Below are 26,721 nucleotides of genomic sequence, written 5' to 3'. Positions count from 1 at the left end.
ATGCAGGGCTGTCCGGAATCAGGGCCCCACGGACTGCGGTGCCACCGTGCTGCCGCCCATCGTGCCGGCCCGTCAGGCGTGCCAGCCGTCCGTCCCGCCCGGCACCGGCGCGTCCGGGTCGTACGGCGTGCGGGTGAAGATGAACGTGTTGAGGTCGAGATGATCGGCCGCCACCCGCAGCGTCTCCCCGGCGTAGTAGCCGTCCAGCCCCAGCCACGTCCCGTCGTCCTGCGGCACGAAGCGTGAGGCCCGCCCGGCCCCGCCGACCGGCTCCAGCGACAGCCCCCGCTCGGGCAGCAGCCGCAGCGTGTACGCCTTGGGCCCCCAGTGCCACAGCCCGGTCAGCGCGAGCAGGCCGGGGTCGGCGGGCACGGGCCGCCACTCGTCGGGCAGGCGCGGCTCGTACCGGTCGAGGATGTCGAGCAGGTCGGTCAGCAGGGTGCCGCTCATGCCGCTGGTGGTGTTGGCCATGAACAGCACGCCCACCCCTTCGGCCGCCTCGGCCCACACGGTGGCCAGGAAGCCGGGCATGGAGCCGCTGTGGCCGGCCAGGCGGCGCCCGCCGGTGCGGGCCAGTTGCAGGCCGAGGCCGAACGCGCCGGTCCAGGTGTCGCCGTCCTCGACGCCGATGGGCTCGCGCATCTCGGCCAGGGTGGCGGGGCAGAGCACGCCGCGGGTGTCGCCGCCGAGGAAGGCCGCCCAGCGGGCCAGGTCGTGGGGGGTGGACCAGAGCTGCCCGGCCGGGCCCATGGCGTCGGCGTCGTGCTCGGGCTCGGCCTGCACGACGTCGGCCCAGGGGTGGACGGCGTAGCCGGTGGCGTGCGGGGCGCGCGGGCGGGGCGTGGTGGAGAGCATGCCGAGCGGGTCGAGCACCTCGGCGCGCAGCGCCTTGAGCCAGGTGGTGCCGCGCAGCCGGGCCACCAGCTCGCCGAGCACGGCGAAGCCGACGTTGGAGTAGTGGAAGCGCCGCCCCGGCCGGTGCTTGACCTCGCCGGGCCCGAGGCGTTCCAGCAGGTCGCCGGCGGGGATGCCGGGGGTGCGTTCCCACCAGGCGGTGGGCGGCTCGGCGGTCAGCCCTGCGGTGTGGGACAGGAGCTGGGCGATGGTCAGGTGGCCGACGCGGGTGCCAGGGAGGTGGCGTTCGAGCGGGTCGTCCAGGCCGAGCAGGCCCTCGTCGCGCAGCCGCATCACCACCACCGCGATCATGCTCTTGGTGATGGAGCCGATGCGGTACTGCGTGGCGGCCGTCGGGGCGGCGCCGTCCACGCTGCCGCGCCCGGCGAACCACGCCGGCCGCCCGTCGCGGACGATCGCCGCCGTCACCGACGGGATCCTGCACTCGGCCTGCTCGACGGCGAGCCTGCGCAGCAGTGCGCGCGCCGCCTCATGTCCCACCTGCGTCATGGGGGACAAGAATATCGCTCAGATCGGGATCAGCCGTGGACCGATCAGCTCGCCCTGGTGGGGCTGGGGGTGCGACTGGTCGTGGAAGTAGTGCCCGGCGTACCAGACGACGACGTTGGTGCCGTTGATGTTCTCGCCGTTGAGGAAGCGGTTGAGCGCGGCGCGGTTGCGCGGGCCGGGGTCGCCGTCGTCCAGCTCGCGCGGGTGGTGGCGCAGGAACCACAGGTCGGACACGCCGTAGGCGTCGGCGGTGCCGTCGAACGGGCCGGGGTGGATCTGCAGGCCGCGTCCGGAGGCCTTGTCGCGCACCTGCCAGTGGCGGGCCGGCGGGCGGCGCCTGCGGGAGGTCTCGCGGATGATGGCGACCGGCTCGGGGATGAGGGAGCCGGTGTCGTCGATCTGCTCGACGACGTCGTTGCTCGCGCCCTCGACGTCGAAGTCGAGCCGCCAGTAGCAGTGGTGGCGGTGCACCAGGCAGGTCATCGGGTTGCGGGTGGCGGCGAACCCGAAGCGCGGCAGGATCTCGCCGTCGTCGGCCAGCCGCCAGTCGCTGGCGTAGCGGTACCAGCCGGCCTCCAGCTCGCTGACGATGCGCAGCCGCTCGCCGTCGTGGTGGAAGGCGACGCCCTGGAAGTTGCCGGCGTCGGTGGACGGCCGCTCCAGAATGGTGCGGGGCTCGCGGGTGCACAGCCGCCAGCCCCAGCCGACGGGGTCGGCGCCGGTGGCGCTGAAGCGGGTCTCGGCGCTGACGTCGTCGCGGAAGGTGGTGCCCTCGTCGTACTCGACGTTGAGGATCGGCACGTGCGCCTGCCGCAGCACGAGCCGGCCACGGTAGCGGACCTGGCGCAGCTCGACGCCGCCGCCCAGGCCGGGGCTGCGGGGCGCGGAGGCGCGCGGGCGCACCACCAGCAGGTTCCACAGCTCGGTGGAGCCGCGGTGGACGCGGACCCGCACCTGGTCGGGGCCGCCGCGGTCGGCCAGCGCGTCGACGCCGACCGGGACGCTGTCCTCGCAGTCGTGGTGCATGCGCACGTTGACGCCGCCGGGCGTCCAGTCGACCGAGCGGGCGGCCAGATCCACGGCCACGATGCGGTGCCGCAGCCCGGTGGGCTCGCCCGGCGTGTAGAGGCCGAGGGCGGGGCGGCGCACGGTGGTGCCGTCGGGGTTCTCGGCGTCGGCCAGGGCCGGCATGGGCTTGTAGACGACGACGTCGTCGCCTCGCGGGAAGCGCGGGTCGGCGCGCAGGATCGCGGCGGCGGCGACCAGCTCCTCGCGGCTGGGCGGCGGGCGGAAGGAGCTGGGCCGCAGCTCGGCGCGTTCGGGACGGTCGAGGGTGCCGCGCAGCTCGACGGCGCGGTTGCCGGTGGGGTCGAACACGGTGGCCTGGAACGGAGCGTTGTCGCCGGGGTCGTGGCCCAGGCCGGGGGCGAAGGCGACGGTGAGCCGTTCGGGGTCGGCGACCTCCAGCGCGGCCAGCGCCTCCGGGTGCTCGGCCACGGCCTGGCGCAGCCGCTGCTCGCTCAGCCCGGTGCGGGGGACGGCTTCGAGCGTGACGCGCACGTCGTCGTCGGTCATGCTGCACTCCCTCCGTCGGTCGTGTACAGGCGCAGTGTGGTGCCGCCTGGGCGGGTTTTCCAGTCATGCACCGGTTACCGGGAGGTGACCGGCTTCATCCGCCTTCTGCTGCGACGGGTGCGGGCACGCGGGAGCAGGGCCACGAGGTCGTGGTGAGGTCCCGCACGGCCTGCGGCGGCGTGCTGCCCGTACGACGAGCAAGAGGGGGCGCGGGCCCCGCGGCCCGCGCCCCCTCACTCAAGCGGCGGTTCTCAGCGGCCGGCGCGGGTCTTGCGCCAGGTGAAGCCGCCGGGCAGGTTGACCGACACCGTACGGCGCCCGTCGGCGCCGCGGGTGACCCGGAACAGCCGGTTGCCCCAGCTGTGGCCGACGCCGCGGCGCGACAGGTTCAGCCGGAACGGCCCGAACTTGATGGACTTGCGGTAGCTCAGACCCATATCGCTTTCCTCCGTTGAGTTCGCGGAAAGCCTTCGACTACCCCGCCGGCGCGCGATGTATCGGGTTGTTTAAAGCCGGGGTAACGGCCCGCCACGCCGTCAGCCGAGCGGGATGACCGGCTCCGCCGAGCGGGTGGCGTAGAAGCATCCCGTGGTCGGCAGGCTGCTCGCCGCCGGCGGGGCGGCGCCGTCGTACAGGGCCAGCAGGAAGTTCTGCGGGCAGCGGCGGGTGCTGCCGGTGCGGATGCCGAAGTGCAGGTGCGGGCCGGTGGAGTTGCCGGTGTTGCCGCTCAGCCCGATCTGCTGCCCGGCGCCGACCGACGCGCCGCCCGCGACCGACCACGACGAGAAGTGGCAGTAGGTGTAGATCGCGCCGTCGGTCCCGGTCAGGTTGATGCCGCGCCCGCACAGGCTGTCGTCGATGACCGTCACGGTGCCGGCGCGCACCGCGTAGACGGGGGTGCCGGTGCCGACGGGCAGGTCGATGGCGGGGTAGTCGTGGTGCGGGTCGTCGTACTCGCTGCGCGGCAGCGCGCCGCGGGCCAGGGGCAGCGAGAACGCGGGCGTCCCGGTCGAGGAGGTGATGCGGACGGCGTCGGCGACGACGTAGCCGGGCTGGCTGGTCCAGCGGCTGACGCCGACCACGTTGTAGTCGCCGGCCGACAGGGTGAACGTGCCGAGGCTGACCCAGCGCCCGCCGCCGGAGCGCTGGTCGACGACCACGCTGCGGGTGCCGTCGGCGGTGGCCACCAGGAACGGGGTGGCGCTGTTGTAGCCGGCGTCGGCCGGGTACCAGACCTCGACCAGGTGGGCTCCGGCCGCCGCGATCGACGCCTTGAACCAGGCGGCGTCGCTGGTGGCGGTGTTGGGCGCGGCGAACCGGTAGTCGGCGCCGTAGCGCTGGGCGGACCAGGCCGAGGTGCCCCAGTCGGCGCCGGCGGTGAACTGGCCCGCGGTGGCGTTGTCGACCGTGGTGGTCGCGGCGCTCGCGGGGACGGCGGGGGCGAGCAGGGCCAGGCAGGCGGCCAGGGCGGCGGCCGATAAGCGGGTGACGGTCTTCACAGGGCTGTTCCCTCCGGGGGGTCGAGGGTGTGGCACGGGTGAAGGTATTCAAGCAAGACGCGATTGTGAATGAAAGATATCTACATAGACCGAAGGGGCATGAGTGGCGGCGGTTCCCGCCCAGCGTCGTGGCCCGGCGCCGCGAGCCGCCCTGGGTGTCGCGGCGGCCAAGATCTGCCCTAATCTCGTCGATGTGGTGGAGCCCGAGCGAGGCCCGGACACGGGCGCCAACGATGTCGCTACGTATCTGAACGCCGTCCTCGAACGCATCACCTACGCCAACGAGGAGACCGGCTACACCATCGCCCGCGTCGCCACCGAACGCTCCGGCGCCGACCTGCTGACCGTCGTCGGCCCCCTGCTCGGCGCGCAGGTCGGCGAGTCGCTGCGGCTGCGCGGCCGCTGGACCTCCCACCCGCGTTACGGCCGCCAGTTCGAGGTGTGGTCCTACAGCACCGTGCTGCCCGCCACCGTGCAGGGCATCCGCCGCTACCTCGGCTCCGGCCTGATCAAGGGCATCGGCCCGAAGATGGCCGAGCGCATCGTCGACCACTTCGGCACCGGCACCCTGGAGGTCATCGAACAGCAGCCGGAACGCCTCGTGGAGGTGCCGGGGCTGGGCCCCAAGCGGACGAAGATGATCGCCGCCGCCTGGGAGGAACAGAAGATCATCAAAGAGGTGATGATCTTCCTGCAGGGGGTCGGCGTGTCCACCTCCATCGCGGTGCGCATCTTCAAGCAGTACGGCGACACCTCCGTCGCGGTCGTGAAAAGCCAGCCGTACAGGCTGGCCGACGACGTGTGGGGCATCGGCTTCAAGACCGCCGACACCATCGCCCAGGCCGTCGGCATCCCGCACGACAGCCCCGAGCGCGTCAAGGCCGGCCTGCGCTACACCCTGTCGCAGGCCGCCGACGACGGCCACTGCTACCTGCCCGCCCCCAACCTCGTCGCCGACGCCGTCAAGATCCTCGACGTGCCGTCCCCGCTCATCACCGGCTGCCTGGAGGAGCTGGTCGCCGACGAGGGCGTGGTGCGCGAGAGCGTCCCGGCCGGCGACAACGACGTCCCCGCCGTCTACCTGCCGCCCTTCCACCGCGCCGAGGCCGCCCTGGCGGCCGGCCTGCTCGGCCTGCTGCACAACGGCCACGACCGGCTCAAGGCCTTCGCCGACGTCGACTGGGAACGCGCCGAGACCTGGCTGCACGGCCAGACCGGCGCCGAGCTGGCCACCGAGCAGCGCCAGGCCGTCCGCCTGGCGCTGACGCAGAAGGTCGCCGTGCTGACCGGCGGGCCCGGCTGCGGCAAGAGCTTCACCGTACGCTCCATCGTGCTGCTGGCCCGCGCCAAACGGGCCAGGGTCATCCTGGCCGCCCCCACCGGCCGGGCCGCCAAGCGGCTGGCCGAGCTGACCGGCCACGAGGCCACCACCGTGCACCGGCTGCTGCAGCTTCGCCCGGGCGGCGAGGCGACGTTCGACCGCGACAACCCCCTGGACGCCGACCTGGTCGTCGTGGACGAGGCGTCCATGCTGGACCTGCTGCTGGCCAACAAGCTCGTCAAGGCCGTCGCGCCCGGCGCGCACCTGCTGTTCGTGGGCGACGTCGACCAGTTGCCGTCCGTCGGCGCCGGCGAGGTGCTCAAGGACCTGCTGGCCGCCGACGACGTGCCGCGCGTGCGGCTGACGCAGATCTTCCGCCAGGCGCAGGAGTCGGGCGTCGTCGTCAACGCCCACCGCGTCAACACCGGCCGCCACCCCGTCCTGGAGGGCATGAAGGACTTCTTCCTGTTCCCCTGCGAGGAGCCGGAGGAGATCGCCGAACTGACCGTGGACGTCGTGGCCCGCCGCATCCCGCGCCGTTTCCGCCTCGACCCGCGCCGCGACGTGCAGGTCCTGGCGCCCATGCACCGCGGCGCGGCCGGCGCGGGCGCCCTGAACATCGCGCTGCAGGAGGCCCTGACCCCGGCCCGCGAGGGCATGCCGGAGCGCCGCTACGGCGGCCGGGTCTTCCGCGTCGGCGACAAGGTCACCCAGCTGCGCAACAACTACGACAAGGGCGCGGCCGGGGTGTTCAACGGCACCGTCGGCATCGTCACCGACATCCGTCCCGACGAGCACAAGCTGACCGTCCTGACCGACGAGGACGAAGCGGTCGACTACGCCTTCGACGAGCTCGACGAGCTCGCCCACGCCTACGCGGTGTCCATCCACCGCTCCCAGGGCAGCGAATACCCCGCCGTGGTCATCCCGCTGGCCACCAGCGCGTGGATGATGCTGCAGCGCAACCTGCTCTACACCGCGATCACCCGGGCCAAGAAGCTCGTCGTCATCGTCGGCTCACGCCGCGCGCTGGCCCAGGCCGTACGGACGAAGGGGGCGGGCCGCCGCCACACCGGCCTGACGCACCGCCTGACCCGCCGCTGACCAGGCGTCACACCAGCCCCGGATAAGTAATTGAAATGTGATCGAACTCTCCCAAAGGATTCCGCGTCTTACATGCAGGAGCATTAAGGTTTTTGGGGTGCCATGGTGGCGCCGTGGGGAGAGGACGAAGGTGAACGTTGCGCCGGCTCGCAGGAGACCCGTCACCGCACTCGCGCTGCTCGCGGCGGCTGTCCTGACGGCTTCATGCTCCGGCGGCCCGGCCGCGCAACCACCGGACGCCTCCGAGGCGACCACCAGCGCCACACCCGAGGCCCCCACCGTCGAGATCACCCCCGCTGAGGGCGCCGCGAAGGTCAGCCCCGAGAAGAAGGTCGTCGTGGCCGCCGCCGGCGCCCCGCTCGACAACGTCACCGTCGAAGCCGACGGCGAGCAGCTCGAGGGCAAGTACAACGCCGACAAGACCCGCTGGACCTCCAAGACCGCGCTCAAGCCGTCCACCAGCTACAACGTCTCGGCCACCGCCGGCGTCACCACCGCCACCAGCACCTTCACCACCGCCAAGCCCGAACGCGCGCTGCAGGTCGCCGACGTCACCCCCAACGCCAAGGGCGAGACCCTCGGCGTCGGCGCCCCCATCATCGTCACCTTCAACCAGCCCGTCACCAGCAAGGCGACCATCGAACGCGCCCTTCAGATCGACGCGGAAAAACCCGTCGACGGCGCCTGGCGGTGGATCAACGACACCGTCGTCATCTACCGCACCGCCAAGTACTGGCCCGCCCACCAGAAGATCACCTTCAACGCCAACATCACCGGCATCAAGGGCGGCAAGGGCCTGTACGGGGTCAAGGACTACACCGCCGACCTCGAGATCGGCGCCAAGCAGATCAGCAAGGTCGACACACGCAAGAAGATGATGTACGTCTACAAAGACGGCAAACGCGTGCAGACCATGCGCATCAGCGCCGGCATGGCCACCACCCGCGAATACACCACCACCTCCGGCGTCCACCTCACCATGGAACGCGGCAACCCCGTCCGCATGATCAGCCCCGGCCGCAAGAAGGGCGACCCCGGCTACTACGACGTGATGATCAACCACGCCGTGCGGATCTCCAACTCCGGCGAGTACGTCCACGCCAAGGACAACGTCTGGGCCCAGGGCGTGCGCAACGTCAGCCACGGCTGCGTCAACGCCCGCCCCGACCAGGCCCGCTGGTTCTACGACAACATGCAGCGCGGCGACGTCGTCGACATCACCGGCACCGACCGCGAGCTGGAGTGGAACAACGGCTGGGGCTTCTGGCAGATGCCGTTCTCGCAGTGGAAGAAGGGCAGCGCCCTGAGCAAGAGCAGCAAGTCGTGACGCACCCGCCCACCGAGATCCGCACGGCGACGGCCGCCGACGTGCCCGTGGTCCTGTCCATGTTCGACTCGGCCGTCGCCTGGCTCACCGCGCAGGGCCGCACCGGCCAGTGGGGCACCCGCCCCTTCACCGGCGACGCCAAACGCACCCGGCAGGTCACCTCCTGGCTGGACGGCGGCGGCATGCGCATCGCCGAGCACGACGGCCGCCCGGCCGGCTGCATCTCCGTCGGCCCCGCCCACGACTACGTCACCCCCGCCACCGAGCCCGAGCTGTACGTGCAGGCCCTGGTCATCGACCGCCGCCACGCCGGTCACGGCGTCGGCCGCACCCTGCTCGGCTGGGCCGCCGCCGAAGCGCGCGAACGCGGGGCCGGGCTGCTGCGGGTCGACTGCTACGCCGGGCACGACGGGCGGCTCGTCGGCTACTACGAGAGCTGCGGGTTCACCCGCGTCGCGCCGTTCACCGTGGGGGAGTGGCCGGGCATGCTCCTGCAGCGCCGCCTGTAGGGAGACCCCGCCGCCGCCCCGCCCTCGTCTCAGGTCACCTTGAGTGACCTCACCACGGTGTGCACGTCGGGCCACAGCCGCCGGTGGGTGTCGGGGATGGTGATCCACAGGACGGCCGGCCGCTTGCGGCCGGTGTCCACGGCGATCGCGACGGACAGCTCCTGCCCGGCCTCGCGCCCGTCCGGGCTCGGCGGCATCCGCATCATCCTGGCCAGCAGCCAGCCCTGGCGGACGGGCTGGGAGGCCAGGTCGCGGCCCGTCGTGCCGGCCGGGAACGAGCCCTCCTGCTTGTGGTCCAGCATCGCGCGGGCGGCGTCGTAGAGGCTGTCGCCGGCGTCGAGGTCGGACCACAGGTGCTGGGAGTCCAGGTCCGCCCACCACTGCCGGTCGGCGTCCGGCCCGTAGGTCTCGGTCGCGAACGTCTGGCGCAGGTTGTAGCGGCCGTCCTTGACCGGGCCGTCGCCGAGGGGACGGCTGCGCCGCCAGGGCGCGCCCAGCTCGGCGAACGACAGGCCCGTCCTGGGGTCGGTCATCCTGCCGATCGTTTGCGAGCCCTTGCCCGGCCAGCGGGGCAGCGTGACGACCGTCCCCTCCTCGATCCTGGTGACGACGAGCCCGCTCGAAGGCGTCGGCGTCGGTGTCGGTGTTGGTGTCGGAGTGGTGGGCGTGGGGGCGGGTTCGGGCGTCACCGGGGTGGGAGGCGTGGGTGTCGGTACGGGCGCGGCGGCCGTGCTCCCGGTGCCGGTGGCCAGGTTGAGGCTGGCGACGAGTTCGGCGACGAGCGCGGCGGCGCCCAGCAGGCGGACCCAGCCGGGCAACGGCGCCAGCAGGCCGCGCATCCGCTCAGAGGTCGCGGGCATGGCTCAGCCCTCCTCGGACAGCAGGCCGGAACCGGCCTGACGGGCTTGCTCCACGCTGTCGCGCAGCGCCTCCCGCAGGTGGATCGCACGTTCGGACAGCAGGCCGACCTCGTCGGCCGCCAGGGGGTCGCGCACCGTCCTGGACAGCAGCTCGCGGTAGGCGTCGCCGTCCTCGGCCAGGTCCTGCAAGGTCCGCCACTCGGCGTAGACGGCCTGCGCCTCCTCGGTGCGCCGCGCGTACTCCTCCAGCGCCGCGATCCGGCGGGCCAGCGCCCGGGTGGCGACCGTCAGCGCCTCCTGCTGGGAGGCCAGCACGGCGGAGATGCGTTCGGTGACGCGCCCGGAGCGGGCCGCGTCCTGCTCGCGGCGCAGCCGGGTCAGCTCGGTCAGCGTCCCGGCGATCTCCCACGCCTGGCGGGGCAGGGTGACGCGGTTGGCGACGCTGTCGAGCAGCCCGTCGGCGTCGAGCGGCGAGCCGAGCACGACGCCGGTCGCCTGCGCGGTGCGCTCCAGCAGCGCGGCGTCCACCGGCTCCAGCATGCGGGCGTGCACGTACCGGCCGGTGTGGCGGCGGCCGTAGGCGGCCACCGGCGACTCGCCCGCCAGGGCCAGCAGCGTCACGGCCGCGATCGCCTGCACGGCCAGGCAGGACAGGAAGAACGCCGCGAACCCGTACCCGATCCACACGCCCGCCGTCGCCGCCTGCAGCAGCGCCGCCGCGCAGACGAGCACCGGGCGGCGGCCACGGCGCGCCAGCGCCAGGACGAGCGGCAGGAAACCGGCCAGGGCCGAGACCGTCAGCGCCGCCAGCACGTCACCGCCGGTCCGGCCGCCCCACGCGGGCCGGGGCGGCGGGGGCAGGAGGGCGGGATGGGCGGCCATCGCCCGGCGGTGCGCCTCTGGCAGGTCCGGGTCGAGGACGAGGACGTCCGGGGTGCCGTCCGCACGGGAGCGAGGTTCGCCTGTCATGTCGTTCCTGATCTACGCGTCGCCGGGCACGGCGATCTTCTCGGCGAGATCATCGGGTGCGGCGCTTGCACTCCGCTTGCAGTCGGCGTGCCGCGCCTCAAGCAGTGATCGGCGCCTTGCGGTGGCGGCCCCAGGCGACGAAGAGCGCGAGCGCGAGGAGCACGACGTTGAACGCGACGCCGCTCTCCCCGCGCGAGAGGTGGAAGACGATCGCCGACACCTGCAGCGCGGCGCAGCCGAGCGCCGCCAGCGGGGTCAGCCACGGCTTGACGCGGGTCAGCGCGGGCAGCAGCACGCCGATCCCGCCCAGGATGTCGAACACGGAGGTCACGTAGAGCAGGGCCGGGGGCGTGTCCCCGACCCAGGGGAAGATCTCGGCGAGCTGCGCTCTGGGGGTGGCCAGTTTCCAGATGCCGCCGCCGGCGAAGGCGAGCGTCAGCAGGCCCTGGGCGGTCCAGAGGCCGGCGTTGAGCCCTTTCGAACGGTTTCGCGGGGTTGTGGTGGTCATGAAGCCCTCCTTCTCGAATGCACTCAACCTAATGGAGTGGAAAGTACTGTACAAGGCGTTCAGAAGTTTCCGTGGGGTGTGGCAGGCGGATAGGATCGATCGGCATGGAGCAGGAGGACGTCGACCCCAGAGTCCTGCGCACGCGCCGCGACGTCGTCGAGGCCGCGACGCGGCTCTTCCTGGAGGAAGGGTGGAACGCCGTCACCCACGCGGAGGTCGCGCGCCGCTCCGGCTACTCCAAGGTGACCGTCTACGCGCACTGGCCGACCCGCCTGGACCTGGTACGGGCCTCGGTCGGGCGGATCTGCGACGAAGTGGACCACCCGGCGCCCACCGGTGACCTGCGGGCCGACCTGATCGCCGGGCTGACGGACTTCGCGGGAGATCTCGCCGACGGGCATCTCGACCGGGTCCTGGGCGGCGTGTTCGAGCGGTCCGGGAGCGATCCGGTGGTGGACGAGCTGCGGCAGCAGCTCTACGAGGCGGGCACCCGGGCGCTGGAGGCGGTGCTGCGCGCCCATCTGCCGGCCGGGGACGTGCAGCCGTCGCTGGCCATGCTGGTGGGCGGGGTGCTGGTGCGGGGGGTGTTCCAGGGGCGGCCGCCGTCCAGGGCCTTCGTCGAGGACCTCGTCGATCGGGTCATCCCCTCCCCGCAGGAAGGCTGAGGGGGGCGCGCGCCTTGGGTCGCGGCCCCGCTCCTGCCCTCAGGACTCGGAGGTCGCGGCCCTGCTGACGGCCCGTCAGTCTCGTTCCGCCCCTGTGCCTGACGGCCCGTCAGTCTTGTCCCGTCCCTGTGCCTGACGGCTCGTAGGTCGCGTTCCGTTCCTGCGCCCACAGCCCGAAGGTCGCGTACGAGCGCCACGGCCGCCACCGCTCCGGATCGCCCCCGCCCCGGCAGACCCGGTGCAGGGCCCGCCGGGCTCGCAGGTCGGCGACGAACACGTCCGGATCGCCGTAAGCGCGCATGAGCACGTACCCGGCCGTCCACGCCCCCACCCCGGGCATCGCCAGCAGCCGCTCCCGAGCCTCCTGCCGTCCGGCCTCACGATCCAGCCCGGGGCAGGACGGCGGGAACACGTGCGTGACCCGCCCCACCGGCGCCGTCAGCGGCTTGCCGCGCTCGCGCACCAGCGCGGCCAGCCGCCGGCGGGCGTCCCTGCGCCGACGCCCGAGCACCGCCCGCACCACCAGCTCGCCCGGGTCCGGGTGGCCGGGGACGGACGTGGCCGCCCACGGCGGCAACGCCTGGGCGATGGCTTCGCGGTCGGCGTCCAGGTCCAGCATGCGGCGGCAGCGCTGCACCGCCGCCGGCAGGTCGCGCAGGTCGTCCAGGTGCAGCTCGCACGCCACGTGCCCGCCTCCGTCGCGCAGCGCCGCCACCCCGGTCCCGTGCGGCAGGGACAGGGAACGGCGGTAGGTGACGCCGTCGTAGTCCTCGATCCCCTCCACGGCGCGCGCCCCCAGGTAGGACAGCGGCCCCGCCACGTCCAGCGGCGGCCGGTAGGCCAGGCGCAGCACGACCGCCCCCGGTCCGCCCCCTGGTCCGCCCGCCGGTTCGCCGCGCAGCCGGGTCGGCGTGACGCCGCACAACTGCCGCACCGTCTCGTTGAACTGGCGGATGCTGGCGAAGCCCGCCGCGAACGCGACGTCGGCGACCGGCAGCGAGGTGTTCTCCAGCAGCAGCCGCGCCGTCTGCACCCGCTGCGCCCTGGCCAGCGCCTGCGGCCCCGCGCCGACCTCGGCCACGAGCTGGCGGTGCACCTGCCGCACGCTGTAGCCCAGGCGGGCGGCCAGGCCCGTCACCCCTTCACGGTCCACGACGCCGTCGGCGATCAGCCGCATGGCGCGGCCCACGATGTCGGCGCGCGTGTTCCACTCCGGGGAGCCCGGCGACACCTCCGGCCGGCACCGCCTGCATGCCCGGAACCCGTTCACCTGGGCCGCCGCCGCGCTCGGGTACAGGCGCATGTTCGCGGGTTTGGGCATGACGGCCGGGCAGCTCGGGCGGCAGTAGATGCCGGTGGTGGTCACGGCGACGTAGAACCAGCCGTCGAAGCGGGGGTCTCGGCTCTCCATCGCCGCCTGGGCGACCTCCTCCGGCACTGTCACCGTCCCAGGGTGGCACGCCGGGGTGGCGCGGCTCTGGCGGGCATCGGACACCGACCCTCCCCTGCATGCTTTTCCCGTCCGCCGGCGCCCTCCCAGGACAATGCCCGGCCGCCGCCTCTGCCGCCGCCCCTGGTTTGCGCGGCGGCGCTGACGACCAGCCGCCCCGCCTCCGCCCGGTGCCGGTGTGCGGTGAGTTCGTCCTGGAGACCGCCCAGGCACCCGACCGCCCAGGCACCCGACCGCGCGACGGCTGCACCGTGCCCGCCCGAGCCGCGGTCGCCAGAGGGTGGGCGGCCGATGCCCGCCAGACACGGCGGCCCTGCGTCGGCCAGCCTTTCCCGCATGCGTGTTCTACGGACCAGCGCCGACTTCCGCCTGCTGTGGCTGGGGTCGTCGCTGTCACTCATCGGCGACGGCATGACGTTCGTCGCCCTGACCTGGCTCGTCCTGGACCAGCCCGGCGGCACCCAGAGCCTCGGACTGCTGGCCATGTGCTACACCTTGCCCGTCTTCGCCGGCGGGCTGCTGACGGGGCCGCTGCTGGACCGGTTCGACAAACGGTACGTGCTGGCGGCCGACAGCCTGGTGCGCGGCGCCGCGATGGCCGCGCTCCCGCTGACCGCCGCGTTCGGGGGCGTCCCGCACGCGCTGCCGTTCGTCGTGGCCGCGATCCACGGGCTGCTGAAGATGGTGCCGCTGGCCGGTTTCCCCGCCGCCATCCCCGACCTCGTGCCGCCCCGCGACCAGGACGCGGCCAACGCGCTGGAGTCGATCAGCTTCAGTGTCGCGGGGATGGCGGGGCCGGCGCTCGGGGGGCTGCTCATCGGCTGGTTCGGCTCGATGAGCGTGCTGGTGTTCGACGCGGTCACGTACGTGCTGTTCGCGGTGGCGGCGCTGGCCGTGCGGCGTCCCCTTCCACCGGCTCCCGCGACCGATGCCGGCGGCGTGCCGGCGGGGGCGCTGTTCTCGCTGCTGCGTGATCGGGTGCTGGTGGCGACGACCGTGGCGTTCATGGCCTTCAACGTCGCGGCCGGGATGCTGACGGTGACCGGCCCGTGGCTGGCCAAGACGCACCTGGACGGGGGAGCGCAGGCGCTGGGGCTGCTGCTGGCGGCCCTGGCGGCCGGTGAACTGGCGGGTTCCGTCCTGGCGGGCTCTGTGCTGGCGGGTTCCGTCCTGTCCGGTGCCAGGACGGCCGCGCGCAGGCTGGTCGCCATCGCCGTGGTGCAGCTCCTGGCGGCGGCGTCGTTCGCGGTGGTGGCGGTCGCCCCGTATGTCGGGTTCCTGCTCGTGGGGCTGTTCAGCGCGCCCATGACGGTGTGGGCGCAGTCGCTGCGGATGCGGCTGATCCCGCCTCGGCTGCGCGGGCGCGGGTTCGCGCTGCTGCGCACCCTCATGCAGGCCACCCCGCCGGCCGGTACGGCGCTGGCCACCCCGCTGCTGCTGGACGGCCGCCTGGTCGCGGCGGCCGCCCTCATGGCCGCCCTGTCCGGCCTTCCCGCCCTGGCCCTGCTCACCGGCCGCCGCTTCCTGACCCCGAGCCTGCACAACGCCCCATAGGCCTCCGGCGACCCCACGATCACCTGGCGTCGGCCTTCCCCGCTCACCCCCCGCGCCCCTGCTACGGCCTGGGCGTCATCCCGGCGAACAGCGCGTCGAGAACTCTGTCCACGTACTCGTGGGTGAGAGGCCGCTGCGTGATCAGCAACTGGAAGTACAGCGGCCCGGAAAGGATCGCCATCGCCAGCTCCAGATCGAACTGCGGCGACAACTGCCCCTGATCCCGGGCCGCCCTCAACCGGGCGACGGTCTTGTCCGCCTGCGGCACGATGAACCGCTCGTTGAGCGCGGCGGCGACCTGCGGCTCGTACTGGGCCTCACCGATCAGCGCCTGGAACAGCGGCCCGAAGGGCGGCCCGGCCAGCAGATCGACGGCGGCGTGGATCTGCACGCGCAGGTCGGCGGCGACGTCCCCGGTGTCGGGGTAGTCCAGGCTGGCCTCGTTCAGCGACAGCAGCGAGTCCAGCAGCAGCGCGCCCTTGGACGGCCACCGCCGGTAGATGGTGTGCTTCCCGGCTCCGGCGCGGGCGGCGACCGCCTCGATGCTCAGTCTGGCGTAGCCGATCTCCTGGCCCAGCTCCAGCGTGGTCCGCATGATGGCCTCGGTCCGGTCGGCGCCGCGCCGACGGGGTGTGTCGCTCATGCACGCCACCTTATCGGTACGGCACGTGCCGTGCTTGACATCGTTCCCCGGCGAAGCCATCATCTCCTATCGGTACGGCACGTGCCGTACCGATAACCGAAAAGAGACCTCTCATGACCCCCACCACCAGCCGTGACACGCCACCGTTCACCACCTGGCTGCGCGACCACGCCATCCCCCTCACCCACCTCGACCCCGACGCCCCCCTCGACGACCTCGAACCGCTGCGCGACCTCATCGGCGACGCCCGCGTCGTCGCGATCGGCGAGCACTCCCACTTCATCCAGGAGTTCATCAGCCTGCGCGGACGCATCCTGCGCTTCCTGGCCGAACGCTGCGGCTTCACCGTCCTGGCCTTCGAGTACGGCTTCAGCGAGGGCTTCCCCCTGGACGTCTGGGCCCAGGGCGACGGCACCGGCGACGACCTGCGCACCCATCTGGCCACCGCCGTCCCCCTCGGCCTGGAGGAGCCGCTGCACTGGATGCGCCGCCACAACGCCACGGCCGCGCAGCCGGTGCGGTTCGCCGGCATCGACGTCCCGGCGGCCGGCGGCTCCCTCCTGCCCGCCCTGACCCCGCTCGCCGGCTACCTCAGGGAGATCGACCCCGAAACCCTCCCGGCCGTCGAGACGGCGATGGGCCTCGCCGCCCGCTTCGCCGGCGCCTCCGCCTCCTCGGCCGCCCCCGCCTGGGCCCGCCTGCCCGCCGCCGACCAGGACGTCCTCACCGCCACCCTGGCCCGCCTGCTCATCCGCATGCGCGCCGTCGAACCCCTGTACGTCTCCCGCGGCGGCTGGCACGCCTACGACGTCGCCCTGCACCGCCTGGAGGGCGCCTGCCAGGCCGACTACGGCTTCCGCGCCATGGCCGGCCTCTACGCGGGCGACGGGCTGACCGCCGACACCTCGGCCCGCGACCTGTTCATGGCCCGATCGGTCCTGTGGCACCTGGAACGCTCACAGCCGGGCGCCCGGATCGTCCTGGCCGCCCACAACGCCCACATCCAGACGGCGCCCATCTCCTTCGGCGGCCACCTCACCGGCCTGCCGATGGGCCGGTACCTGCGCTCCGTCCTCGGCCCGTCCTACTTCGCCCTCGGCCTGACCAGCGGCGGCGGGCACACCGCCGAGATGATCCGCGACGAGCAGGCACGCTTCGGCTTCACCACCGCCGACACGCCGCTGGCGCCGCCCGAGCCCGGCAGCGTCGAGGCCGCCTTCGTCGAGGCGGGCCTCGGCCTCAGCCTCGCGGGCCTGCGCCAGGCGCCCACCGCCGCCGCTCCCGGCCGCATCCGGCTGCAGAGCACCTTCCTGCACACCCCGGTCCTGGACGCCTTCGACGGCATCCTGCACACCCCGTCCTCCACCGTCGCCCACCACCTCGACACCTGACGCCGCCGATCAGCCCTCAGTTCGGCGCCTTGACAGGCAACCAGACGGTTGCCTAAATTAAAGGCAGCCAAAAGGCTGCATATCGACAGGCAGGCAACCGGGCACGAGGACGGGCATGGACGAAGTGTTCAAGGCACTGGCCGACCCGAGCCGACGCGCACTGCTCGACTCGCTCAACACCCGCAACGGCCAGACGCTCCGCGAGCTGTGCGCAGGGCTCGACATGACCAGGCAGTCCGTCAGCAAGCACCTCACCGTGCTGGAGGAGGCCGGGCTCGTCACCACCGTACGGCGAGGCAGGGAGAAGCTGCACTACCTCAACGCCGCACCCGTGCACGAGATCGCCCACCGCTGGATCAGCCGCTACGACCAGGCCAGAGTCCAAGCCCTGGCCGACCTGAAACTCGCCCTGGAGGAGACCCCCATGGACGCGCCCACCTTCGTCTACACCACCTACATCCGCACCACCCCGCAGAAGCTCTGGCAGGCGCTCACCGAGCCCGCCTTCACCCGCCGCTACTGGGCCACCGCATTCACCACCGACTGGACCGCCGGCTCACCGATGACCTGGGACAACCACGGCGTGCTGATCGACGACCCCGAGCAGGTCGTCCTGGAGGCCGAGCCCTACACCCGGCTCTCCTACACCTGGCACGCCATCACCCCGGAGCTCGCCAAGCGCTTCGGCTGGGACGAGGAGACGCTCACCAGGCTGGCGGGGGAGGCCCGCTCGAAGGTCACCTTCACGATCGAGGACAGCGGGCAGGTCGTGAAGCTCACCGTGGTGCACGACGGGTTCGAACCCGGGTCGGCGCTGGCGGAGATGGTCAGTCACGGCTGGCCGAACGTGGTGGCGAGCCTGAAGACGCTGCTGGAGACGGGCGAGCCGCTGCCCGAGGACGGGTGACCCGCCCGGCGCGGTGAGGTGCCGGGCCGCGCGGCCGGCGACGGTTCTGGGACGGCTGCCCCCAAGTGGCGGGGGCGCGGGGGGCCGACAGGGCGTTCTTCAGTGGCGTTCTTCAGTGGCTTTCTTCAGGGACGGCCGCGCAGCAGCGGATGCGAACGCATCGCCACCTCCAGCTCACCCGGCAGCTCATCCCGATACCGCCCCAGCGTCGACAGATCGCTGTGCCCCAGCACCCGCCGCACCGCGTCCATGTCCACCGCGTCCGCCAGCAGATGCGTCGCCGTCGTGTGCCGCAGCCCGTGCGGCGTCACCGACCGCCGCTGATCCGGGTCCACCGCCCGCTGCACCCGGTCGATCACCGCCTGCACGTCCCCCCGCGCCAGCCGCCGCCCCCGCCACGACAGCAGCAGCGCCTTCTCACCCGCCGCGCCCGCCATCTCCGGACGGCCCCGCTCCAGGTAGGCCTGCAACACCCGCGCCACGTCGTCCGGCAACGGCACGTCCCGCGTACGGCCGCCCTTGCCGAAGATCCGCCAGTAACGCACGCCGTCGTTGGTGAAGAAGTCCTCGACGTTCGCCCGCACCAGCTCCGAGACCCGCGGCCCCACCGTCGCCAGCAGCAGCACGATCACCGCGTCCCGCGCCTCCGTACGCTGATCGCGCCGCTTGCCCGCCCGCGCCGGAGCCTCCGGGAGCGTCTGGGCCGCGCCGATCAGCCCCTGCGCCTGCTCACGCGTCAGCGCCCGCCGTTCGGCACGCAACCCGCCCCGTTCGCGCGCCGTCACCGTGGAGGCCGTCATCGGGTTGAGCTGCACCCAGCCCGCCAGCGCCGCGTGCTTGAACAACGCCGAGATGGAACGCCGGAAACGCGCCTGCGACGACGGCGACTGGCCCGCGCGTTCCCCGGCTTCCCTGCTGGGGGAGGAGGCGGTGGGGGAGGAGCGGCCGTCCGGTTTGCGGGCGAACGCCAGCAGGATCGCGTCCACGTCCGCACCGGTCAGGTCGTCGAGCACCACCTGCTCACCGGCCAGCTCCACCAGCGTCGCCACATCCCGCGCGTACACCTCCGCGGTCGCCGGCGACAGCGCGCCCGTCAGGGTCTTGGCCCGCACCAGCTCCACATACCGGTCCGCCGCCTCCGCCACCGTCACCCGGTCCAGCTCCGCAGGCCGCACCCGCCGCCCCTTCCCTCACCGCACGCAACGACCCCAGCACGCCCCAGCATGCGACGCCAACCGCACGCAACGGCCCTGCAACGACGGTAGCGGCCCGCACCGACAAAAACCCGCCCGACGAAAACCGGCCGACGAAAACCGGCCGACGATAACCCGATCAGCAACCCGGCTGGTCAAAACACCGACCGGCCGAAACCGGCAGAGGGTCAGATGTCGCGGAAGGTCTCGATGCGCGCCCCCAGCGCGTTCAACCGCTCGGCCAGATCCTCATACCCCCGGTTGATCACGTAAACGTTACGCAGCACCGACGTCCCCTCGGCCGCCATCATCGCCAGCAGCACCACCACCGCAGGCCGCAACGCCGGCGGGCACATCATCTCCGCGCTGCGCCACCGCGTCGGCCCCTCCACCAGCACCCGATGCGGATCCAGCAGCTTCACCGAAGCCCCCAGCCGCGTCAGCTCCGTCAGGTAGATCGCCCGGTTGTCGTACACCCAGTCGTGGATCAGCGTCGACCCCTGCGCCGCGGCCGCGATCGCCGCGAAGAACGGCACGTTGTCGATGTTCAGCCCCGGGAACGGCATCGGATGGATCTTGTCGATGGGGGAGACCAGCTTCGACGGCCGCACCGTCAGATCCACCAGCCGCGTCCGCCCGTTCGCCGCCGGATACTCCCGCCCCCGGTCGTGATCCAGCCCCATCTCCTCCAGCACCGCCAGCTCGATCTCCAGGAACTCCACCGGAACCCTGCAGATCGTCAGCTCCGACGACGTCACCACCGCCGCCGCCAGCAGGCTCATCGCCTCCACCGGATCTTCGGAAGGGGAGTAGTCGACGTCCCGCTCGATCTCCGCCAGCCCGTGCACGGTCAGCGTCGTCGTCCCGATGCCCTCCACCCGCACCCCGAGCTGCTCCAGGAAGAAGCACAGGTCCTGCACCATGTAGTTGGACGAGGCGTTGCGGATCACCGTCACCCCGTCGTGCCGCGCCGCCGCCAGCAACGCGTTCTCCGTGACGGTGTCGCCCCGCTCGGTCAGCACGATCGGCCGCGACGGAGACACCTCCCGGTCCACCCGCGCGTGGTAGAACCCGCCCGTCGCCGTGATGTCCAGCCCGAAGTGCCGCAGCGCCGACATGTGCGGCTGCACCGTACGGGTGCCCAGGTCGCAGCCGCCCGCGTACGGGATCTGGAACTGATCCGTGCGGTGCATCAGCGGACCCAGGAACATGATCACGCTCCTGGTCCTGCGCGCCGCCTCGGTGTCCATCGCCTCCAGCTCCAGCCGGGACGGCGGCACGATCTCCAGATCGCTGCCCTCGTTGATCCACCGCGCCCGCACCCCGATGGAGGCCAGCACCTCCAGGATCCGGTACACCTCCTCGATCCGCGCCACCTTCCGCAAGATGGTGCGCCCCGAGTTCAGCAGCGACGCGCACAGCAGCGCCACACACGCGTTCTTCGACGTCTTGACGTCGATGCTGCCCGAAAGCCGGCGACCGCCCACCACCCGCAGATGCATCGGCCCCGCGTAACCGAGCGAGACGATCTCACTGTCGAGCGCCTCACCGATCCGCGCGATCATCTCAAGACTGATGTTCTGGTTGCCGCGCTCGATGCGGTTGACCGCACTCTGACTCGTCGCCAGCGCATCGGCCAGCTGCAGCTGTGTCCATCCACGATGCTGCCGAGCGTCCCGGATCAGCCGGCCGATCCGCACAAGATAATCATCTGCCACAACACGCAACCATATCTCACATATGAGATGCAGCAGCGCCGGACCCCGCCGACGCGCCGGACAACTCCCGATGCCGCGCCAGCCGCTCCGGCGTCGAGGCCGCCTTCACCTTCCGCACGAACTCCCGCCGCACCAGCCGGAACCCGCTGCGGTCGTCGAACATGTCACGGCTCATCTCCGCAAGCTCCTCGGCCCGGTAAGCATCCAGCGGCTTACGCCGCTCATCGACCTCACGAACCTGCCGCCTGCCCGCCAGCAACCGATCGTAACCCGGATCCGCCGCCAGCCGCTCCGCGTACTCCAGCACCCGCCGCTCGAAGTCCAGCCGCGACCCCGGCAACGCCTTGTCCGCCAGCCCGCACTCCACCGCCTCGGCCGCCCCCACCGGCAACGCCTCCTGCGTCAGCCGCCGCGCGTGCTCCGCACCCACCCGCCGCGGCAGCACATACGTCCAGTACTCACTGCCGAACAACCCCATCGTCCGGTAATGCGGATTCAGCACCACCGAATCCCGCACGATCACCCGATCGGCGCCCAGACCCATCATCACCCCGCCCGCACCCGCGTTCCCCCCGATCGACGTCACCACCAGCTGGCTCGTGCAGTCCACGATCTCCCGGCACACCGCGTTCATCGCGTTGATGTTCATCCACGCCTCCAGCTCCGCGTGCCGCGCCGCCTCGATCACGTTCAGATGAATGCCGTTGGAGAACACCTCACCACCCCGCACCACCAGCACCCGCGTGTCCTGCGCCACCGCGTACCGCAACGCCGAGGCCAGCCGCCGGCACTGCTCCGTCGACATCGCCCCGTTGTAGAAGTCGAAACTCACCACCCCCACCCCCTCACTGCGGTCATAGGTGATCTCGCTGTACCCCGACCGCTGCGGCACCTCCGCCACCAGATCACCCAGCACCATCGCCGCCGGCAGCTTCACCGCCCCCTCCTGCTCCAGCCGCAGATGACCCACCCACACCGACCCGTCCCCGGTGCCCACCAGCACCGCACCCTCACGCCGCGCCACCACCCGCCCCGGCACCTGCCCCGCCACCCCGGGCGCATCCGCCAGATCCGGACCCCGGTACACGTCGAACACCCGCACCGGCAGATCACACAACGACGCCCGCCCGCCCGGAGCCCCGTCGGCCGCCCGCACCCGCCGCAGAATCTCCTCCGTCGGCTCCGACCACGACAACTCCCGGTCGGAGTGCCGCATCGCCCGCCGCAACCGCCCCCGCACCTCCGGCGCCCGGTAGTCCAGCGGCGCCGGCGTGAACGACGCGTCACCCGCCTTCACCGCCACCTCCACCACCAGCTCCGCCGCCGCCTGCGCCACCGGCCCGTTGTACAGCGCCGACTTGCGCGGCGCCTCCGCCGGCATCGCGAACGTCCGGAACCCCCAGATCGGCCCCGCGTCCATCTCCTCGACCGCCTGCAGCGCCGTCACCCCCCACTCCGTCTCACCGTCGGCGATCGCCCAGTCAAGCGAGGACGGCCCCCGGTCACCGGGCGGCCCCGGGTGGATGATCACGGTGCGGTGCGCCCGCCACAACGCCGACGGCACCCGCTCCTTCAGGAACGGGCAGATGATCAGGTCCGGCTTGGCCAGCTCGGCCGCCTCCACCATGACCTCCGCCGACAGGGCCAGCTCGACCGAAACCTCGTGACCGGCGCGGCGCAGCTCCAGCCACGCGCGCTGGGTCAGGCCGTTGAAGGAGGAGCAGAGCAGCAGGATACGCAACGCGACACTTCTTTCGAGCGGGGGAGAGGACGGCATCAGAAGAGAACGGGGCGGGGGACTACCGGCTGGGCAACGGGCACACCCACGCGTCACAGCCATTTACGGAAGTCCCATAACACCCATACATCCCTCGATGCTGACACGAAACTTCCACTCTTGGTGACCATTCACCGCAAAAAACCGCTCTGACCAGCCCCAATTGACCCGCTTTGCCCGAAAAGATCCTGTCAGGGGTGGGGGAGAGGGGGTCCGGGCGAGGGAGGCAACCCGGACCCCCGTGCGATGACCCGGCCCCGGCTGGCCGGAAGCCGCGCCACCACGCACACCGTTCCGCCGACACCCCCAGCATCGCCCCACAGCGCCCGTCCGCAGGTCACGGCCAGGGCAGGACTGCGCGACGGCCCCTTGGCGCAACCCGCCGCCACGGCGATCCAAACCCGCCGTCCCGCCACGTGACCGCTCCCGCAGAACCGGACTCCAGGTAGGTAAAGTGACGTTATTGCCTATACCAGACAGAATCCACCTTCTGTTCGGTTAGGCATATTTCCCGTCAAGGACCGGTCACGTGAGGGAGTAGCGGATCGGCAGCCGCTTCAACCCGCCCACGAACGTCGTCGCCGTCCACGCCGGCTCACCGTCCAGCTCCACCCGCGCCAGCCGGGGCAGCAGCTCTTCGAACAACGCCGCCGCCTGCATCCGCGCCAGCGCCGCGCCCAGGCAGAAGTGCACCCCGAACCCGAACGCCAGATGCCGGTTCGGCTCCCGCCCGGCGTCGAAGGTGAACGGCTCGCCGAACACGTCCTCGTCGCGGTTGGCCGACGGGTAGGACAGCAGCACCGACTCGCCCTTGCCGATCGGGACGCCGCGCACGCTGGTGTCGGCGGCGGCGGTGCGCATGAACGACTTGACGGGGCTGACCCAGCGGATCATCTCCTCGACGGCGGACGGCAGCAGGGCCGGGTCGTCGCGCAGCCGCTGGAGCTGGGCGGGGTGGCGCAGGAGCGCTTCGAGGCCGCCGGCGATGGTGGAGCTGGTGGTGTCGTGTCCGGCGGTGGCGATGAGGACGTAGTAGGAGGCGGCGGTGCCCTCGTCGAGGAGTTGCCCGCCGATGCGGGCGTTGGCGATGCGGGAGGCGAGGTCGCCGGTGGGGTGGGCGCGGCGGGAGGCGGTGAGGTGGTGGAAGGAGGCGAAGAGGTCTTCCAGGACGCCGGTGTGGTCGCCGGGGGTGCCGGTGCCGCGTCCGGTGTCCTCGTCGTCGTGGCCGAAAAGCTGCCGGGTGAGATGCAGCATGCGGGGGAAGTCGGATGCGGGCAGGCCGAGGAGGGTGAGGATGACGTGCAGGGGGTAGCCGGCGGCGATGTCGCGGGCGAAGTCGCAGGTGGTGCCGTGTTCGGCCATGAGGTCGACGTGGTGGCGGGCCAGGTGGCGGATGCGGGTGTGCAGGGTGCGCATGGCGGCGGGGCGGAAGTGGTCGGCTGCGACGGCGCGCAGGCGGCGGTGGTCGGGTTCGTCGAGGTGGACGAGGCTGGTGAGGGCGTTGCCCTGGGTGCGGCGGGTGTGCAGGGCGTGGTCGAGGGCGGTGGTGCGCAGGACGGGGCGGGGGGCGTTGAGCCAGAGGGTGTGGTCGCGTTCGACGGTGAGGATGTCGTGGTGGCGGGTCAGGGCCCAGAAGGGGGTGTAGCCGGGTTTGTCGACGTGGTGGACGGGTTCGTGGTGGCGCAGGAGGGTCAGGGCGGTGTGGAGGTGGTTTTCGTCGGTGTAGGTGGCGGGGGTGGCCAGGGCGTGGCCTGCCTGGGTGAGGGTCATGGGCACGGGTTTGCCTCCCTGCGCCGTGGGTGGGTGGGGCCAGGGGTTGGTGTTCCCGTGTGGAGGCAGGTGTATGCGGTGCTTGTCACTGGGTGTTATAACCGGTTGACGAAGCGTGCGGCGGCGCGCTGGCTCATGCCGGTTTCGCCGCGGACGAGGAAGACGGCTTCCTGGATCTGGCCGAGTGCTTTGAGTTCGCGGGCCTGGTCGACGAGGTCGACGCTGACGCCGGGCCGGTTGCGCGGGTTTCTGGTGAGGCGGGCGGCCAGGATGATGAGCCAGATGGCGGCGGCGGTGACGACGGCGGTGAGGGCGATGACGCTGGGTGTGGCGATCTCCAGTGGGGGCATGGTGGGGCGTCTTCCCGGGTGCGGGTGGTTTATGCGGCCCCTTCCACGGTTGCTCGATAATGAACATTATGTCAAGTAGAGGTGATCGGGGCTCCCCCTGGTGAAGATTTTTTGGCGGCTGGGGCGGGGGTTGCGCGGGGTGCCGGTGGGGTGCGGGAGGGCGGCTGAGCGGGGGTTACGCGGTGTCATCGGCTCTGGTGGCGGGCCTGTCGGGGCCGCTGACGGGTAAGTTGACTTTTCGTTGATTCCCTGTCCTTGGCGGGACGACTGGTTTTAGGGTGGAGCTCCTGCTATTCGCGCCGCGAGAGGAGCAGCACGTGGGGAACGAGTCGGTGTTATGTCCGGTGTGTCAGGGGGTTCTGCCCGCGTCCGGTAAGGAGTCGTACACCGCGTCGCGGGGGCGGCTGATCGTGACGAACGGGTACTGCGCGGGCGGGTGCGCCGAGCGGCGCGCCGAGATGGAGCAGCAGCAGGCCCAGAGGCAGGCGCAGGTCCAGAGGCAGGAACAGCAGCAGCAGACGCAGCAGATGGCGCGTCCGCAGGGGCTCCCCTCCCCTGCTCCGGTGCCGGGTCCCGCGCAGGGCGCGGGGCGTGCGGCGCTGCGGGTGGTGCGTTAGCCATCTGCCGGGTGGTGGCCGTCGGTGGTGTGCCAGTAGTCGCGGGTCCGTACGGCGAGGCCGTCGGTGTCGAACTGGGCGAAGACGCAGCCTGCCAGGGTGACGGGGCGTCCGTTGTCGCAGGCGCGGACGCGGAACTCGATGGCGGCCTGGTCGCCGTCGACCAAGGGCGGGCCGAAGGTGACGTCGGGGTTGCTCTCGCCGGTGAAGGACCAGGTGATGTAGTCGGCGATGGCCTGTCTGCCGCGGTGCGGCGGGCGGAAGGGCATGCTGGTGTGGACGGCGTCGTCGCGGTAGAGGGCGGTGATGGCGGCGGCGTCGTGGCGGGTCCAGCCGTCCTGCCAGGTGTCGGCGAAGCGCTGGGCGGCCTGCCGGGCGTCCATCAGCGGGTGTAGGGGCGGGTGGCGGTGACCGCGGTGATGGGCAGCGGCCCGTACAGGTGGGGGAAGCCGTTCTCGACGCGGACGTCGAGGCCCGCGGGGTCGATGTCGAGGACGAGCAGCGGCTCGGCGAGGTGGCTGTAGTAGGCGGTGTGGACGCCGTCGAGCTGGGCCTGGTCGCGGCTGCAGTGGATGAATCCCTCTTGTTCGAGGGTGCGGCCGAGGGTGGAGACGCGGTACTCCCCCGCTTTTTGCGCGCTCTCCCAGTCGGCGCGCAGGGCGAGGTGGTGGATGAGGCCGCTCATGGGTTCCTTCCCGGGGTGCTTCGGGTGGCGTGGGTCAGGGCGAGGGTGAGCAGGGCGCGGGCCTCGTCGAGGGGGCGTTGTTCGACGACGTGCTCGAGCCACAGGGTCGAGACGGTGGTGTAGAGGAGCCGGACGCGGGGGTCGGTCTCGGGCAGGCCGAGGGTGTCGGCGACGAGGCGGACGCAGCCGTCGGTCCAGCGGCGGGCGATGTGCTGCAGGACGGGGTCGCGGCCGGCGTGGACGTACAGCTCCCACAGGCCGAGCTGGCGGGTGCGGTCGGCGGTGGCGACCTGGTCGGTGAGGCCGGTCAGGCCGTGGTGGGTGACCCAGTCGCGGGTGGTGGCCAGCTCGGTCTCCACGAGCTGGGCGAACGCTTCTGCGAGGAGCTGGTCGCGGGAGGCGAAGTAGTAGGTGGTGGCGGCCAGCGGCAGGTGGGCGCGCTGGGCGACGGCGCGGTGGGTGACGGCGTTGAAGCCGCCCTCGGTCAGCAGGCCGACGGCGGCGTTGAGCAGGGTGGTGCGCCGGCGGCGGCTGCGTTCCTGACTGGGCTGCTGGGTGGGCTGCTGGTTGGGGGTGCTGTTGTGGTTGCTCAGGTGTGGGTTCAATGGCCACCTGCGAGGTTGAGGAGGACGACGCCGCCGATGATGAGCAGGATACCGCCGATCTTGTACGCGGTGAGGGTCTCCCCCATGAACGCCGCCCCGATGAGGGCGATGGCGGCGGTGCCGGCGCCGGACCAGACGGCGTAGGCGGTGCCCATGTCGAGCTGGAGTTTCAGGACGCGGGCGAGCAGCGCGAAGGAGGTGAGGTAGCCGGCGGCGACGACGATGCTCCAGCCGAGGTGGGAGAAGCCGTCGCTGAGTTTGAGCGCGGTGGTGGCGAGCACTTCGCTGGCGATGGCGAGGGCGAGCAGGATCCAGGCCAT

At 72.1% G+C, this 26,721-nt stretch carries 26 protein-coding genes; 8 read left to right on the top strand and 18 right to left on the bottom strand.

Annotated features, from left to right (window positions below):
- Positions 1-72: 72 nt before the first annotated feature.
- The 4 genes from ABD331_RS18405 to ABD331_RS18390 form a co-directional block, all read right to left on the bottom strand.
- Positions 73-1,404 (bottom strand): serine hydrolase domain-containing protein, encoded by a 1,332-nt coding sequence (locus tag ABD331_RS18405; RefSeq protein ID WP_344476222.1) that lies wholly within the window; start codon positions 1,402-1,404, stop codon positions 73-75.
- Positions 1,405-1,422: 18 nt separating this feature from the next.
- Positions 1,423-2,979 carry a hypothetical protein gene (locus tag ABD331_RS18400; RefSeq protein WP_344476220.1) on the bottom strand — a complete coding sequence of 519 codons (1,557 nt, stop codon included), beginning with the start codon at positions 2,977-2,979 and terminating at the stop codon, positions 1,423-1,425.
- 251 nt (positions 2,980-3,230) lie between these two features.
- Positions 3,231-3,416: a DUF4236 domain-containing protein gene (locus tag ABD331_RS18395; RefSeq protein ID WP_344476218.1), complete on the bottom strand. Its 186-nt coding sequence runs from the start codon at positions 3,414-3,416 to the stop codon at positions 3,231-3,233.
- 99 nt (positions 3,417-3,515) lie between these two features.
- A complete protein-coding gene (locus tag ABD331_RS18390; RefSeq protein ID WP_344476216.1) occupies positions 3,516-4,478 on the bottom strand; it encodes a golvesin C-terminal-like domain-containing protein in 963 nt (320 codons plus the stop codon).
- 196 nt (positions 4,479-4,674) lie between these two features.
- Here ABD331_RS18390 and recD2 point away from each other — a divergent pair, with 196 nt between their 5' ends.
- From recD2 to ABD331_RS18375, 3 genes are all read left to right on the top strand, one after another.
- Positions 4,675-6,903 (top strand): SF1B family DNA helicase RecD2, encoded by a 2,229-nt coding sequence (gene recD2, locus ABD331_RS18385; RefSeq protein WP_344476501.1) that lies wholly within the window; start codon positions 4,675-4,677, stop codon positions 6,901-6,903.
- Between the two features lie 130 nt (positions 6,904-7,033).
- Positions 7,034-8,230 (top strand): L,D-transpeptidase, encoded by a 1,197-nt coding sequence (locus tag ABD331_RS18380; protein WP_344476214.1) that lies wholly within the window; start codon positions 7,034-7,036, stop codon positions 8,228-8,230.
- Complete coding sequence (locus tag ABD331_RS18375; protein ID WP_344476212.1) at positions 8,227-8,739, top strand: GNAT family N-acetyltransferase; 513 nt, start codon at positions 8,227-8,229, stop codon at positions 8,737-8,739. Before ABD331_RS18380 ends, ABD331_RS18375 begins: the two co-directional genes overlap by 4 nt.
- A 29-nt stretch (positions 8,740-8,768) precedes the next feature.
- Here ABD331_RS18375 and ABD331_RS18370 read toward each other — a convergent pair whose 3' ends face one another.
- The 3 genes from ABD331_RS18370 to ABD331_RS18360 all read right to left on the bottom strand — a co-directional run bounded on the left by ABD331_RS18370 (position 8,769) and on the right by ABD331_RS18360 (position 11,076).
- A complete protein-coding gene (locus ABD331_RS18370) occupies positions 8,769-9,599 on the bottom strand; it encodes a hypothetical protein (protein ID WP_344476210.1) in 831 nt (276 codons plus the stop codon).
- A gap of 3 nt (positions 9,600-9,602) precedes the next feature.
- Positions 9,603-10,568 (bottom strand): hypothetical protein, encoded by a 966-nt coding sequence (locus ABD331_RS18365; protein WP_344476208.1) that lies wholly within the window; start codon positions 10,566-10,568, stop codon positions 9,603-9,605.
- Positions 10,569-10,665: 97 nt separating this feature from the next.
- Positions 10,666-11,076: a DoxX family protein gene (locus tag ABD331_RS18360; protein WP_344476206.1), complete on the bottom strand. Its 411-nt coding sequence runs from the start codon at positions 11,074-11,076 to the stop codon at positions 10,666-10,668.
- A gap of 104 nt (positions 11,077-11,180) precedes the next feature.
- Between ABD331_RS18360 and ABD331_RS18355 the strand changes: the two genes are divergently transcribed.
- Complete coding sequence (locus ABD331_RS18355; protein ID WP_344476204.1) at positions 11,181-11,741, top strand: TetR/AcrR family transcriptional regulator; 561 nt, start codon at positions 11,181-11,183, stop codon at positions 11,739-11,741.
- A 109-nt stretch (positions 11,742-11,850) separates the two neighbouring features.
- Here ABD331_RS18355 and ABD331_RS18350 read toward each other — a convergent pair whose 3' ends face one another.
- Positions 11,851-13,185, bottom strand: coding sequence for a DNA-3-methyladenine glycosylase 2 family protein (locus ABD331_RS18350; protein ID WP_344476202.1), 1,335 nt, complete (start codon positions 13,183-13,185; stop codon positions 11,851-11,853).
- 342 nt (positions 13,186-13,527) lie between these two features.
- On the opposite strand from ABD331_RS18350, the gene ABD331_RS18345 reads away from it, so the two are divergent.
- Positions 13,528-14,745, top strand: coding sequence for an MFS transporter (locus ABD331_RS18345; RefSeq protein WP_344476201.1), 1,218 nt, complete (start codon positions 13,528-13,530; stop codon positions 14,743-14,745).
- Positions 14,746-14,806: 61 nt separating this feature from the next.
- Here ABD331_RS18345 and ABD331_RS18340 read toward each other — a convergent pair whose 3' ends face one another.
- The gene (locus tag ABD331_RS18340) at positions 14,807-15,388 is read right to left on the bottom strand and encodes a TetR/AcrR family transcriptional regulator (RefSeq protein WP_344476199.1); all 582 of its coding nucleotides are present in this window, start codon (positions 15,386-15,388) and stop codon (positions 14,807-14,809) included.
- Positions 15,389-15,501: 113 nt separating this feature from the next.
- Here ABD331_RS18340 and ABD331_RS18335 point away from each other — a divergent pair, with 113 nt between their 5' ends.
- Both ABD331_RS18335 and ABD331_RS18330 read left to right on the top strand, forming a co-directional pair.
- A complete protein-coding gene (locus ABD331_RS18335) occupies positions 15,502-16,779 on the top strand; it encodes an erythromycin esterase family protein (protein WP_344476197.1) in 1,278 nt (425 codons plus the stop codon).
- Between the two features lie 115 nt (positions 16,780-16,894).
- On the top strand, positions 16,895-17,686 hold the full coding sequence (locus ABD331_RS18330) for an ArsR/SmtB family transcription factor (RefSeq protein ID WP_344476195.1): 792 nt from the start codon (positions 16,895-16,897) through the stop codon (positions 17,684-17,686).
- 125 nt (positions 17,687-17,811) lie between these two features.
- Here the strand turns inward: ABD331_RS18330 and ABD331_RS18325 are convergent, their stop codons facing one another.
- The 5 genes from ABD331_RS18325 to ABD331_RS18305 all read right to left on the bottom strand — a co-directional run bounded on the left by ABD331_RS18325 (position 17,812) and on the right by ABD331_RS18305 (position 24,494).
- Positions 17,812-18,861, bottom strand: coding sequence for a tyrosine-type recombinase/integrase (locus ABD331_RS18325; RefSeq protein WP_344476193.1), 1,050 nt, complete (start codon positions 18,859-18,861; stop codon positions 17,812-17,814).
- Positions 18,862-19,067: 206 nt separating this feature from the next.
- Positions 19,068-20,579, bottom strand: a complete 1,512-nt coding sequence (locus tag ABD331_RS18320) for a helix-turn-helix domain-containing protein (protein ID WP_344476499.1) — start codon at positions 20,577-20,579, stop codon at positions 19,068-19,070.
- Between the two features lie 34 nt (positions 20,580-20,613).
- Positions 20,614-22,338 carry an enoyl-CoA hydratase-related protein gene (locus tag ABD331_RS18315; protein WP_344476191.1) on the bottom strand — a complete coding sequence of 575 codons (1,725 nt, stop codon included), beginning with the start codon at positions 22,336-22,338 and terminating at the stop codon, positions 20,614-20,616.
- Positions 22,339-22,899: 561 nt separating this feature from the next.
- On the bottom strand, positions 22,900-24,144 hold the full coding sequence (locus tag ABD331_RS18310) for a cytochrome P450 (protein ID WP_344476497.1): 1,245 nt from the start codon (positions 24,142-24,144) through the stop codon (positions 22,900-22,902).
- Positions 24,145-24,239: 95 nt separating this feature from the next.
- Complete coding sequence (locus ABD331_RS18305; protein WP_148443419.1) at positions 24,240-24,494, bottom strand: hypothetical protein; 255 nt, start codon at positions 24,492-24,494, stop codon at positions 24,240-24,242.
- 317 nt (positions 24,495-24,811) lie between these two features.
- Between ABD331_RS18305 and ABD331_RS18300 the strand changes: the two genes are divergently transcribed.
- Entirely contained in the window at positions 24,812-25,111 is a 300-nt protein-coding gene (locus tag ABD331_RS18300; protein WP_344476188.1) for a hypothetical protein, read from the top strand.
- On the opposite strand, the gene ABD331_RS18295 is transcribed toward ABD331_RS18300, so the two are convergent.
- From ABD331_RS18295 to ABD331_RS18280, 4 genes are read right to left on the bottom strand one after another with little or no spacing between them, the layout of a single operon-like run.
- Entirely contained in the window at positions 25,108-25,494 is a 387-nt protein-coding gene (locus ABD331_RS18295) for a nuclear transport factor 2 family protein (RefSeq protein ID WP_344476186.1), read from the bottom strand. The genes ABD331_RS18300 and ABD331_RS18295 overlap by 4 nt on opposite strands.
- A complete protein-coding gene (locus tag ABD331_RS18290; protein WP_344476184.1) occupies positions 25,494-25,796 on the bottom strand; it encodes a DUF952 domain-containing protein in 303 nt (100 codons plus the stop codon). Before ABD331_RS18290 ends, ABD331_RS18295 begins: the two co-directional genes overlap by 1 nt.
- Positions 25,793-26,401, bottom strand: coding sequence for a TetR/AcrR family transcriptional regulator (locus ABD331_RS18285; RefSeq protein WP_344476182.1), 609 nt, complete (start codon positions 26,399-26,401; stop codon positions 25,793-25,795). The genes ABD331_RS18290 and ABD331_RS18285 overlap by 4 nt, the downstream gene beginning before the upstream one ends.
- Positions 26,398-26,721 carry a DMT family transporter gene (locus ABD331_RS18280; RefSeq protein WP_344476180.1) on the bottom strand — a complete coding sequence of 108 codons (324 nt, stop codon included), beginning with the start codon at positions 26,719-26,721 and terminating at the stop codon, positions 26,398-26,400. Before ABD331_RS18280 ends, ABD331_RS18285 begins: the two co-directional genes overlap by 4 nt.

Source organism: Nonomuraea monospora, from assembly GCF_039531895.1.
Classification (GTDB): Bacteria; Actinomycetota; Actinomycetes; order Streptosporangiales; family Streptosporangiaceae; genus Nonomuraea; species Nonomuraea monospora.
This window is presented reverse-complemented; position numbering and strand designations above follow the sequence as displayed.